This window comes from Flavobacterium sp. Root420 (assembly GCF_001427905.1).
Classification (GTDB): Bacteria; Bacteroidota; Bacteroidia; order Flavobacteriales; family Flavobacteriaceae; genus Flavobacterium.
The window spans coordinates 75,513-88,229 of the sequence record NZ_LMEF01000006.1 but is presented as its reverse complement, the minus strand read 5'-3'; the positions used below and the strand labels follow the sequence as shown (position 1 = coordinate 88,229).

General features: G+C 34.5%; 9 protein-coding genes. 8 read left to right on the top strand and 1 reads right to left on the bottom strand.

What is annotated here, in order from left to right; translation table 11 throughout:
- Positions 1–201: 201 nt before the first annotated feature.
- Positions 202–591 carry an SPOR domain-containing protein gene (locus ASC72_RS06055; RefSeq protein ID WP_056188352.1) on the bottom strand — a complete coding sequence of 130 codons (390 nt, stop codon included), beginning with the start codon at positions 589–591 and terminating at the stop codon, positions 202–204.
- A 219-nt stretch (positions 592–810) separates the two neighbouring features.
- On the opposite strand from ASC72_RS06055, the gene ASC72_RS06050 reads away from it, so the two are divergent.
- Genes ASC72_RS06050 through ASC72_RS06015 form a run of 8 tightly spaced genes read left to right on the top strand, consistent with a single transcriptional unit; the run spans position 811 to position 12,319 of the window.
- Positions 811–2,136: a c-type cytochrome gene (locus ASC72_RS06050; RefSeq protein WP_056188349.1), complete on the top strand. Its 1,326-nt coding sequence runs from the start codon at positions 811–813 to the stop codon at positions 2,134–2,136.
- Between the two features lie 32 nt (positions 2,137–2,168).
- Complete coding sequence (locus ASC72_RS06045; RefSeq protein WP_056188347.1) at positions 2,169–5,222, top strand: TAT-variant-translocated molybdopterin oxidoreductase; 3,054 nt, start codon at positions 2,169–2,171, stop codon at positions 5,220–5,222.
- A 33-nt stretch (positions 5,223–5,255) separates the two neighbouring features.
- Entirely contained in the window at positions 5,256–6,656 is a 1,401-nt protein-coding gene (nrfD, locus tag ASC72_RS06040) for an NrfD/PsrC family molybdoenzyme membrane anchor subunit (RefSeq protein WP_042566279.1), read from the top strand.
- On the top strand, positions 6,649–7,173 hold the full coding sequence (locus tag ASC72_RS06035; protein ID WP_056188345.1) for a DUF3341 domain-containing protein: 525 nt from the start codon (positions 6,649–6,651) through the stop codon (positions 7,171–7,173). The genes nrfD and ASC72_RS06035 overlap by 8 nt, the downstream gene beginning before the upstream one ends.
- 8 nt (positions 7,174–7,181) lie before the next feature.
- Complete coding sequence (locus ASC72_RS06030) at positions 7,182–7,727, top strand: cytochrome c (RefSeq protein WP_056188342.1); 546 nt, start codon at positions 7,182–7,184, stop codon at positions 7,725–7,727.
- Positions 7,728–7,754: 27 nt separating this feature from the next.
- Positions 7,755–9,281 (top strand): hypothetical protein, encoded by a 1,527-nt coding sequence (locus ASC72_RS06025; RefSeq protein ID WP_056188339.1) that lies wholly within the window; start codon positions 7,755–7,757, stop codon positions 9,279–9,281.
- Between the two features lie 19 nt (positions 9,282–9,300).
- Positions 9,301–10,485 (top strand): cytochrome c oxidase subunit II, encoded by a 1,185-nt coding sequence (locus tag ASC72_RS06020; protein WP_056188336.1) that lies wholly within the window; start codon positions 9,301–9,303, stop codon positions 10,483–10,485.
- A 31-nt stretch (positions 10,486–10,516) separates the two neighbouring features.
- On the top strand, positions 10,517–12,319 hold the full coding sequence (locus ASC72_RS06015; protein WP_056188333.1) for a cbb3-type cytochrome c oxidase subunit I: 1,803 nt from the start codon (positions 10,517–10,519) through the stop codon (positions 12,317–12,319).
- The last annotated feature ends 398 nt before the right edge of the window (positions 12,320–12,717 follow it).

Below are 12,717 nucleotides of genomic sequence, written 5' to 3'. Positions count from 1 at the left end.
AAAGGACTTCAAAAAGTAGAATTAGAGTTCGGATTAATGGCTTTAGGACACAACTTAAGAAAGAAAATTGCAGCATAAGGGCAATTTTTTTCCTTCCCTTAAAATCAAAACATTAAAAGCCAAAATGGACAACAAATAAAAAACCGTCTCAAATTTTGTTTTGAGACGGCTTCTTTTTGTTATCAGTATTAGGAGTGATAATTATTTGCTGGGTTTGATTAAAAATACAAGTTTGTATCTCTTTTTAATTTCAGCTAAATTTCGTTCTGCTTCGATTCTGGTTTTAAAATTTCCAACAATTACCTTGTAGTTTGGTGTGTTGAAAATGATGGTACCATCTATGTTGCTATTCTCTCTTTTAAAATCGGATAAGGTTTTTTTGGCCTCTTCACTTTTTCCGCTAAAAATTTGAATTTTATAAGTATCGTTTGTGCTTATTGACGTGTTAATTTTGCGTTTGTCATTCAATAACTGGTCAAATTTAGGATCCTGATTTACTGTTAAATTTTGGTCTTGAGCATTAATGTTATAGGCTAATGTTAACATTGTTAGTGTTAAGAAAACTCGTTTTGTAGGGGTTAAAATTCTCATAATGTGATGGTTTTTATGCAAAAATAGTATTTAAAGTTTGTATGGAAAATTTTAATATTATTTAGAATTGATATAAATTGATATTTAAGACTATTTTAAGGTTTTGAGAATAGTTCATAAGTCGTATTTTTGTGCAAGTTTTAAAAGAGGGTATTCGTTTTTTATTGTTTTACTACAGTAAAAATCATACCAAAAATTAGTAGATAATTATTATACTATATGAAAAAGGTGGGTAACCATAATTCGATCTCAAGAAAATTACTGCTTAGCTTATCGCTAACGCTGATTTTCTCCCTAACTTCATTTGCTCAAGATGCTGCTGCTCCGGCGGCGCCTGAAGCTGCTGCTCCGGCCGCAACTGCAGGTGGTGATCCAGTAAAAGGGAAGGAACTTTTTAATGCAAATTGCGCTGCATGTCACAAATTAGATGCTAAATCAACAGGTCCTGCTTTAAGAGGTGTTGCTTCAAAGCATGATATGGCTTGGATTTACAAGTGGGTGCACAACAGTTCTGACGTGATTAAGTCAGGCGATCCTGTAGCTGTAAAACTTTTTGAAGAAAACAATAAGTCAGTAATGACTTCTTTTCCTCAATTAGCAGAAGCTGATATCGATAATATTATTGCTTATACTTCTGAAGTAAAAGCTGAGCCTGCTGTTGGTGCTGCTACATTGCCAACTGGTCCTCAGCCTGAAGCAAGTGGGATTTCTAATAATATCATTTTAGGTGCTCTTGCTCTCGTGATGGCTATTTTAGTTGTCATGTTAGTAATGGTTAATAAAGTATTGACAAAAGTTGCCAGCAAAAATGGTATTGAGATTCCGACTAGAGAGGCTAGAACTCCAATTTGGAAAGCTTTTGCTAAAAACCAATTTTTAGTATTAGTTACGTCTATATTTCTTCTTTTGGCGAGTGGTTATTTTGTTTATGCTTTCTTAATGCAAGTTGGTGTTGATCAAAATTATGAGCCGATTCAGCCAATTCACTATTCTCATAAAATTCACGCGGGAGATAACGAGATCAATTGTAAATATTGTCACTCTGCAGCTCGTGTTAGTAAAACTGCTGGTATTCCTTCTTTGAATGTTTGTATGAACTGTCATAAAAATATTTCTGAAGTTGCCGAATCTACTGCTACTCCAGAGTACAGCAAGGCGTTTTATGATGCTCAAATTCAAAAATTATATGATGCTGTTGGATGGGATAAGACTAAACAGGCTTATACTGGAAAAACACAGCCTGTTAAATGGGTTCGTATTCATAATTTACCTGATTTCGTGTATTTCAATCACTCTCAACACGTAAATGTGGCTGGAGTTGAATGTCAAACATGTCACGGTCCGGTACAGGAATTTGAAATCATGAAGCAATATTCTAAATTAACAATGGGATGGTGTATTGATTGCCATAGAAAAACTGATGTTAAGATGGAAGGAAATGCATACTATGATAAAATTCATGCTGAACTTTCTAAAAAATACGGTGTAGAGAAATTAACTGCAGCGCAAATGGGAGGTTTAGAATGCGGTAAATGCCACTATTAATCGAATTATTAAGATTTTAATATTTATATACAATGTCATCAAACAAAAAATACTGGAAAAGTGTTGAAGAACTAGAAAATAGTTCTATTGTTGAGGCGCTTAGAAATAACGAATTTGTTGAAGAGATTCCTACAGAAGAATTCTTAGGGAATGCAGATGCTTTAGCTCAATCTGGAACTTCACGTCGTGACTTTTTAAAGTACGTAGGGTTTAGTACTGCAGCTGTTACACTTGCTGCTTGCGAAGGTCCTGTTCACAAGTCTATACCTTATGTGTTACAACCGGAACAAATCATTCCTGGTGTTGCAGATTATTATGCAACTACTGTTTTTGATGGTTTTGATTTTGCTAACTTATTAGTGAAAACTCGTGAGGGTCGTCCAATTAAAATTGATAACAACACTATTTCTGGAGCTAAATTTTCAGCCAATGCTAGAATTCATGCGTCTATCTTATCATTGTATGATAGTATGCGTTTGAAAGAACCTAAATTGGAAGGAAAAAATAGCAGCTGGTCTGCTGTTGATTTAAAAATTAAATCAAGTCTTGCTGATGCAAAAGCAAAAGGCGGACAAGTGGTATTGTTGACAAATACTTTAGCGAGTCCATCGACTGAAAAGTTGATAGGTGAATTTATCGCTAAAAACCCAAATGCAAAACATGTTGTTTATGATGCAGTTTCTTCATCTGACGCATTAGATGCATTTGAAACAGTTTATGGTGAAAGAGCTTTAGTTGATTATGATTTCTCAAAAGCTTCTTTAATCGTTTCTGTTGGGGCTGATTTCTTAGGAGATTGGCAAGGTGGCGGATATGATGCAGGATATGCAAAAGGACGTATTCCTCAAAATGGAAAAATGTCTCGTCACTTTCAGTTTGAATCAAATATGACATTATCCGGAGCTGCTGCTGATAAGCGTGTTCCAATGACTATTGCTGATCAAAAACAAGCATTAGTTCAAATATACAATATAGTTGCAGGTGCTTCTGTTGCTGTCTCTTTAGATGGTAAATTTAAAGCAGAAGTCGTTAAAGCTGCTCAACAGTTAAAAGCTGCTGGTTCTAAAGGAGTTTTAGTATCTGGAATTGAAGATAAAAATGCACAATTACTAGTTTTGGCTATCAATCAGGTATTGGCTAGTGAAGCTTTTAATACTGCAGGAACAAGACAAATTAGAAAAGGTTCTAATACGCTTGTGTCTCAATTAATAAAAGATATGAATGCTGGAAGTGTTCATACTTTAATCATGAGTGGTATTAATCCGGTTTATACATTAGCTGATTCAGCTTCTTTTGTTTCTGGATTGAAAAAAGTAAAAACTTCAGTTGCTTTCTCTTTAAAAGAAGATGAAACTGCATCGATTACTACAATTGCTGCTCCTGCTCCTCATTACTTAGAATCATGGGGTGACGTTGTACTTACTAAAGGAACCTATAGTTTGACTCAGCCAACTATTCGTCCTATATTCAATACAAAACAATTTCAGGACGCTTTATTATCATTAAATGGAGTTCCTGGAAATTTCTACGATTATCTTAAAGCTAGTTCAGCTGCGATTATTGCAGGTTCTTCTTGGAATAAAGTTCTACATGATGGTGTTTTTGTAATTGGTTCTGCTGCTTTATCTGCAGGTTCTTTTGATTATACTGCTGCTGCAAGTGCAGTTTCTAAATCAAGATCAACTGGAGATTTTGAGTTAGTATTGTATACTAAAACGGGTATGGGTGATGGACAACAGGCAAACAATCCTTGGTTGCAAGAGTTTCCGGATCCAATCACAAGAGTTTCTTGGGATAACTATGTAACTATTTCTAATGCTGATGCTAAAAAGCTTGGTTTAACAAATGAAATTGTTGCTAATGGTGGTTTGAATGGTAGTTATGCTACGATTACAATTGCTGACGGAGCTAAATTAGAAAATGTTCCAGTAATTGTTCAACCTGGGCAAGCTATTGGTACAGTTGGTTTAGCTGTAGGATATGGTCGTAAAGCGGCTTTGAAAGATGAAATGCAAGTAGGTTTAAATGCTTACGCTTTATATAAAAACTTCAATAGTGTTCAATCTGTTTCTATTGCGAAAGCAAATGGAGTTCACGAGTTTGCTTGTGTTCAGGGACAGAAAACATTAATGGGTAGAGGAGATATTATTAAAGAAACTACCCTTGAAATCTTTAATACTAAAGATGCTGAACATTGGAATGAAAAACCGATGGTGTCTTTAGATCACCAGGAAGTTGAGGCTACAACTGTCGATTTATGGGAATCATTTGATCGTACTACAGGGCATCACTTTAATCTTTCAATTGACTTAAATGCTTGTACTGGATGTGGTGCGTGTGTTATTGCTTGTCATGCTGAGAACAACGTTCCGGTTGTGGGTAAAGCAGAGGTAAGAAGAAGCCGTGATATGCACTGGTTGCGTATTGACAGGTATTATTCTTCTGAAAGTACTTTTGAAGGTGATAATGAAAGAAAAGAAAATATTGCTGGTTTATCTAGTTCATTATCTACATTTAATGAAATGGAAAAAGCTGGAGACAATCCACAAGTTTCATTCCAACCAGTTATGTGTCAGCACTGTAATCACGCACCATGTGAGACAGTTTGTCCTGTAGCTGCTACATCTCACGGTCGTGAAGGTCAAAACCACATGGCATACAACAGATGTGTTGGTACTCGTTATTGTGCAAATAACTGTCCATATAAAGTACGTCGTTTCAACTGGTTCTTGTATAACAAAAACACAGAATTCGATTACCATATGAATGACGATTTAGGACGTATGGTATTAAATCCAGACGTAAACGTTCGTTCTCGTGGAGTTATGGAAAAATGTTCTATGTGTATTCAAATGACACAAGCAACTAAGTTAAAAGCTAAAAATGAAGGTCGCCCAGTTGCTGATGGCGAATTCCAAACAGCTTGTTCTAATGCTTGTTCTTCTGGAGCAATGATATTTGGTGATGTTAATGATGCTGATAGTAAAGTTGCTAAATTAGCGGCCGATGAAAGATCATATCACTTGTTAGAGCATGTAGGAACAAAACCTAATGTGGTTTACCATGTTAAAGTTAGAAATACTTAGTAAAATTATTAATTAGAAACAATATAAAGGATTATGTCGTCTCACTACGAAGCACCCATTAGAAAACCTTTAGTTATAGGTGATAAATCTTATCACGACGTAACAGTAGATGTAGCTGCACCTGTTGAGGGGCCTGCAAACAAACAATGGTGGATTGTATTTTCAATCGCATTAATAGCCTTCCTTTGGGGGTTAGGTTGTATCATTTACACCGTATCTACCGGTATCGGAACATGGGGATTAAATAAAACAGTTGGTTGGGCTTGGGATATCACGAACTTCGTTTGGTGGGTTGGTATTGGTCACGCTGGAACATTAATTTCTGCGGTATTATTACTTTTCCGTCAACGTTGGAGAATGGCTATTAACCGTTCTGCTGAAGCGATGACTATCTTCTCAGTAGTTCAGGCAGGTTTATTTCCAATTATTCACATGGGACGTCCATGGTTAGCATACTGGGTTTTACCTATTCCAAATCAATTTGGATCTTTATGGGTAAACTTTAACTCACCATTGCTTTGGGACGTATTCGCAATTTCAACTTATCTTTCAGTATCATTAGTTTTCTGGTGGACTGGTCTATTACCTGACTTTGCAATGTTGCGCGATAGAGCAATAACACCTTTTAATAAAAGAGTATATTCTATCCTAAGTTTTGGATGGAGCGGTAGAGCTAAAGATTGGCAACGTTTTGAAGAAGTATCTTTGGTATTAGCTGGTTTAGCTACTCCTCTTGTACTTTCTGTACACACGATTGTATCTATGGACTTTGCTACTTCTGTAATTCCAGGATGGCATACAACAATTTTTCCTCCATACTTCGTTGCTGGAGCGGTTTTCTCGGGATTTGCAATGGTAAACACATTGTTGATTGTTATGAGAAAAGTTTCTAATCTTGAAGCATACATTACATTACAGCATATCGAATTAATGAATATCATTATCATGATTACTGGTTCTATTGTAGGTGTAGCTTATATTACTGAGTTATTTGTAGCTTGGTATTCAGGGGTAGAATATGAGCAATATGCTTTCTTAAACAGAGCTACCGGACCTTACTGGTGGGCATATTGGTCGATGATGACTTGTAACGTTTTCTCTCCACAATTTATGTGGTTCAAAAAACTAAGAACAAGTATCATGTTTTCATTTATTATTTCGATTGTTGTAAACATTGGAATGTGGTTTGAAAGATTCGTAATTATTGTTACTTCTTTACATAGAGATTACCTTCCATCTTCTTGGACAATGTTCTCACCAACATTTGTTGATATTGGAATTTTCATTGGAACAATTGGTTTCTTCTTTGTGTTGTTTTTATTATACTCTAGAACATTCCCGGTAATTGCTCAGGCAGAGGTAAAAACAATTTTGAAAGGAACAGGAGATAATTACATTAGAGAAAGAGCAAATAAAGATTCACATCATGAGTAATAAAGTAATATACGCCATTTATAATGACGATGATATTTTGATGGACGCAGTTAAGAAAACCAGAGCTGCTCATCATCATATTGAAGAGGTTTTTACTCCATTCCCAGTTCACGGATTGGATAAAGCTATGGGTTTAGCACCAACACGATTAGCAATTTGTTCTTTTTTATATGGATGCGTTGGTATTTCTTTCGCGACTTTCATGATGAGTTATATTATGATTCATGATTGGCCACAAGATATTGGAGGTAAGCCAAGTTTCAGTTTCATTCAAAATATGCCATCTTTTGTGCCAATTATGTTTGAGATGACTGTATTTTTTGCTGCCCACTTAATGGTTATTACTTTTTATATGAGAAGTAGGTTATGGCCTTTTAAGCAAGCTGAGAATCCTGATGTAAGAACAACAGATGATCACTTCCTAATGGAAGTTGCTGTAAATAATAACGAAGCAGAACTAGTTTCTTTTTTCGAAGGTACAGGAGCTGTTGAAGTTAAAGTAATTGAAAAGAATTAATTGTAGCTATGAAAAGGATATATAAAATAACACTTTTAGTTGGTATAACTATTTTAGTTTCATCTTGCCACAATAATTCGGCACCAAACTATCAGTATTTCCCTAATATGTATGAATCTGTGGGTTATGAAACTTACTCAGAAGCAAAGATATTTAAAGGTGGAAAAGAAGGACAGCTTCCTGTAGAAGGAACTATTAATAGAGGTTTTGAACCTTATGAATATGAAAATTCAACGGCTGGTTATGAATTAGCTAAAGCTAATTTAAAATCACCTTTGAGTGAAGAAGATAGAAATTCCGGAAAAGGAAAAGAACTTTTCGAGATTTATTGTATCAGTTGTCATGGTGCAACTGGAAACGGTAAAGGTAAATTGGTGGAGAGAGAAAAATTTCTTGGAGTGCCTAGCTATAAAGACAGGGTAATTACTGAAGGAAGTATCTTTCATGTAGAAACTTATGGTTTAAACGCAATGGGTTCACATGCAAATCAATTAAGTGCCCACGAACGTTGGTTGGTTGCTGACTATGTTCTAAAACTAAAAAGCCAATTATAATTGTTGAACAAACTGATCGTAATAGATATGTATACATTTTCAAGTAAATTAAAAACTTTTTCTATCATCCTAATGGCTCTTGGTATATTAGGAATTGGATATGGTTTTTTAACTGCTCCTAAAAATATTGAAGAGGTAGAAACTCTTCTTGCAAAAGAAGCATCAGAGCACGGTGGAGGACATGGTGAGGCCGCTGCGGCACATCATGAAGAAAAAGCTGAAGCAACGCAACACGCAGAAACAGTTGAAGCAGTTCATCATGAAGAAGCAAAAGATGCAAATGTTGAAGAAGCTGTAAGTAAAGATTCAGTTGTTGCTAATGAAGAGATTACTCATGAAGTAAAAGCTGAAGAAGCGCACGAAGCTGAAGCTGCAGTTGTTCATGATGTAAAAGCTGATAAACATACTGAAGTTTCTCATGAGCACGATCCTAAAGCACATGCAGAACATGTTTTACATCAATTGCAAAACAAACCTTGGTCTGCTTTATATGTTGCCTGTATTTTCTTTTTACTGCTTTCTATGGGAGTTTTAGCATTTTATGCTATTCAGCAAGTTGCTCAGGCAGGTTGGTCTCCGGTTTTGTTTAGAGTTATGCAAGGTATTACAGCTTATTTACCTGTAGTTTCTGTAATTTTCTTTATAATTTTGATTCTTTGTGGATTGCATTTCAATCACATATTTGTGTGGTTAGGTGAACATGTTACAGATCCGACTCATGCTGATTACGATGAAATTATTGCTGGTAAAGCGGGTTATTTAAACTTTCCATTTTGGATTGCAAGAGCTTTTGTATTCTTATTGGGATGGAATTTATACCGTCACTATTCAAGAAAAAATTGTTTAGCTCAGGATGAAGCTAATGACGATTTAAATTACAAAAAGAACTTTAAGTTATCTGCCGGATTCTTAGTATTCTTTATCGTATCTGAGTCTATTATGTCTTGGGATTGGATTATGTCATTTGATCCTCACTGGTTTAGTACTTTATTTGGATGGTATGTATTTGCTTCTTTCGTTGTAAGTGGTGTTACTACTATTGCATTAGTTACAATATATTTAAAATCTAAAGGATATTTAGAATATGTAAATACAAGTCACATTCACGATTTAGCTAAATTCATGTTTGGTTTTAGTATTTTCTGGACCTATTTATGGTTTTCTCAATTTATGTTGATATGGTATGCAAACATTCCTGAAGAGGTTACTTATTTCATAACAAGAATTCAACTATACAACTTACCTTTCTTTGGAGCTGTAGTTATGAACTTTGTTTTCCCATTATTGATTTTAGTTAATACTGATTTCAAACGTCTTAACTGGGTTATTGTAATGGCTGGTATTGTTATCTTATTAGGTCACTATGTTGATTTCTTTAATATGATTATGCCGGGTACAGTTGGAGATAGATGGTTTATAGGAATTCCTGAAATTGCGTCTATACTTTTCTTCTTAGGGTTATTTATTTTTGTTGTATTTACTGCATTAACAAAAGCTCCTCTGTTAGCAAAAAGAAATCCTTTCATTGAAGAAAGTAAACATTTTCATTATTAATATTTAAAGAAGTAAACAGATGACAAGTTTGTTGGTAATTATAGTTTTAGTTTTATTAGCAGTTGCATTATGGCAATTGACCAAGATATTTGATCTTACTCAGGTAGGATCTTCTTCGGACGATTCTCAGGTTGCATCAGATAATGATAATAATATTCAGGGATATATTATGTTTGGCTTTTTGGCATTCATCTATATATTTACGATTTACGGTTTACTTAAATGGGGTGGTTTAGCGCTTCATACTCCTGCTTCAGAGCATGGAGTTTTAGTAGATAGTTTAATGAATATTACTTGGGTTTTAATTTTTGTAGTTCAATTTATTACACAAGGTTTATTATACTGGTTTTCTTTTAAAAATAGAGGAAATAAAGATAAGAAAGCATTATTCTTTGCTGATAGCAATAAATTAGAAGCAATTTGGAGTATTATTCCATCTGTAGTTTTAGCTTGTTTAATTCTTTATGGATTATATGCATGGAACAATATTATGTTTGTTGATAAAGATGAAGATGTAATTGAAATTGAATTATATGCTCAACAATTTAAATGGACTGCCAGATATGCTGGACAAGATAATGTTTTGGGTAAGGCTAATGTACGTTTAATTGAAGGTATAAATACATTAGGGGTTGATATGTCAGACCCTAATGCTCAAGATGATATTATTGTTAGTGAATTGCATATTCCTAAAGGTAAAAAAATACATTTCAAAATGCGTTCTCAGGATGTATTACACTCAGCTTACATGCCTCACTTTAGAGCGCAAATGAACTGTGTTCCTGGAATGGTTACTGAATTTGCTTTTATTCCAACTTACACTACTTCTGAATACAGAGAATTGCCATTTATGGTTGAAAAAGTGGCAAATATCAATAAACTTAGAGCTGAAAAAAGTATTGAGTTAGTTGCTAAAGGAGGTACAGCTTTAGACCCTTATACATTTGATTATTTATTACTATGTAATAAAATTTGTGGAGCTTCTCACTATAACATGCAAATGAAAGTAGTTGTTGATACTCCTGAAGATTATAAAAAATGGTTAAGCGAAAAAACAACTTTAGCTCAGGATATTAAAGCAGCAGCTGCTGCTGAAAAACCAGCTGAAGGAGTTAAACCTACTACAGATAGTACTGCTAAGGATACTGTAAAAGCAGTTATTGATACTGTAAAAGCGGTTGTAGCTAAAGTTGCTATGAGATAATATTTATTAAGAAAATTTAAAGTACACATATATGTCAGCAGAAGCGCACGATCACGATCACGGACACGATCACGAGCACGAACATCATCATAAAGACACGTTCATTACTAAGTATATCTTTAGTATTGATCACAAAATGATTGCTAAGCAATATTTAATTACCGGTATTATTATGGGTGTAATTGGTGTTGCAATGTCTTTGCTTTTCAGAATGCAATTAGCATGGCCAGAGGAGTCTTTCAAAATATTTAATGTTTTATTAGGAGATAAATTTGCACCTGATGGTGTAATGGCAAATGATATCTACCTGGCTTTGGTTACAATTCACGGTACTATCATGGTATTCTTTGTACTGACGGCAGGTTTAAGTGGAACTTTTAGTAATTTACTTATTCCTCTTCAAATTGGAGCCCGAGATATGGCATCTGGATTTATGAATATGATTTCATACTGGTTGTTTTTCTTATCTGCTGTAATAATGTTAAGTTCATTATTTGTTGAAGCTGGACCAGCTTCTGCCGGTTGGACAATTTATCCGCCATTAAGTGCTTTACCACAAGCGATTCCAGGATCTGGAACAGGTATGACTTTGTGGTTAGTTTCAATGGCTATCTTTATTGCATCTTCATTAATGGGATCTTTAAATTACATTGTAACTGTTATCAATTTAAGAACTAAAGGAATGTCTATGACCAGACTTCCACTTACAATCTGGACATTTTTCGTAACAGCTATTATTGGTGTTATTTCGTTCCCGGTTTTATTATCTGCTGCTTTATTATTGATTTTTGATAGAAGTTTTGGTACTTCTTTCTTCTTGTCTGATATTTATATTGCGGGAGAGGTTTTACACTATCAAGGTGGTTCTCCAGTATTGTTTGAGCACTTATTCTGGTTCTTAGGACACCCTGAGGTATATATTGTAATTTTACCAGCGATGGGTCTTGTTTCTGAAATTATGGCTACGAACTCTCGTAAACCAATCTTTGGATACAGAGCGATGATTATGTCAGTTCTTGCAATTGCATTCTTATCAACAATTGTTTGGGGTCACCATATGTTTATTTCAGGTATGAATCCTTTCTTAGGATCTGTATTTACTTTTACTACATTATTGATCGCAATTCCATCTGCTGTAAAAGCATTTAACTGGATTACAACTTTATGGAAAGGTAACTTACAATTCAACCCTGCAATGTTATTCTCTATCGGAATGGTTTCTACTTTCATCACAGGAGGTTTAACTGGAATCATTTTAGGAGATAGTACTTTAGATATTAACGTTCACGATACTTACTTTGTAATTGCTCACTTTCACTTAGTAATGGGTATCTCTGCGCTTTACGGAATGTTTGCTGGTATCTACCACTGGTTTCCTAAAATGTACGGAAGAATGTTGAATAAAAATTTAGGTTATATTCACTTTTGGGTAACAGCGGTTTGTGCTTATGGAGTATTCTTCCCAATGCACTTTATTGGATTAGCTGGTTTACCAAGACGTTATTATACAAATACAAACTTCCCATTATTTGATGATTTGCAAAATGTGAATGTTTTAATTACAACATTTGCTCTTGTAGGAGGTGCGTTCCAATTAGTATTCTTATACAATTTCTTTAGTAGTATTTTCTACGGTAAGAAAGCTGTTCAAAATCCATGGAGATCAACTACATTAGAATGGACAACTCCAGTAGAACATATGCATGGTAACTGGCCAGGAGAAATTCCTCACGTATACCGTTGGCCATATGACTACAGTAACCCAAATCATGATGTAGATTTTGTACCTCAAAATGTACCAATGAAAGAAGGTGAAGAAGTTTTGCACCACTAAAAATATTTGAAAAAGACTATCAGCAATGATAGTCTTTTTTGTTTTAATAAGTTCAGCGAGAAAGTTATCTCAATGTTTTAAAATCCGAATTCCAGGTATGTTCTTTACCTATTGGAATTTGGATTTTTTTGTTTAGAATCTAAATCGGAGTAAAAAATGATATTGAGGCTTCGATTTGCTTTACTCTTATCGTAAAGATTTCTCTTTTATCAGAAAAAAACTGACAAATTTATCTTTTCATATAATTTACTACTTCATATAAGTAAATACGTCGATTATCCTTTCTGGTAAAGCAGGATAGGAGTGAAATTGAGCAGGGAAAGATATTGGTGCAGATAATTTGGTATTTAATTAATGGATTGGACTGTTAAAAAAATGAGATTTAAAGCTGTTACGTG

Bases quoted from the DNA above. Each gene is read 5' to 3' on its own strand.
- ASC72_RS06045 (WP_056188347.1), top strand. From the start codon at position 2,169: ATGTCATCAAACAAAAAATACTGGAAAAGTGTTGAAGAACTAGAAAAT.
- ASC72_RS06025 (WP_056188339.1), top strand. From the start codon at position 7,755: ATGTATACATTTTCAAGTAAATTAAAAACTTTTTCTATCATCCTAATG.
- ASC72_RS06015 (WP_056188333.1), top strand. From the start codon at position 10,517: ATGTCAGCAGAAGCGCACGATCACGATCACGGACACGATCACGAGCAC.
- ASC72_RS06055 (WP_056188352.1), bottom strand. From the start codon at position 591: ATGAGAATTTTAACCCCTACAAAACGAGTTTTCTTAACACTAACAATG.
- nrfD (WP_042566279.1), top strand. From the start codon at position 5,256: ATGTCGTCTCACTACGAAGCACCCATTAGAAAACCTTTAGTTATAGGT.
- ASC72_RS06035 (WP_056188345.1), top strand. From the start codon at position 6,649: ATGAGTAATAAAGTAATATACGCCATTTATAATGACGATGATATTTTG.
- ASC72_RS06030 (WP_056188342.1), top strand. From the start codon at position 7,182: ATGAAAAGGATATATAAAATAACACTTTTAGTTGGTATAACTATTTTA.
- ASC72_RS06020 (WP_056188336.1), top strand. From the start codon at position 9,301: ATGACAAGTTTGTTGGTAATTATAGTTTTAGTTTTATTAGCAGTTGCA.
- ASC72_RS06050 (WP_056188349.1), top strand. From the start codon at position 811: ATGAAAAAGGTGGGTAACCATAATTCGATCTCAAGAAAATTACTGCTT.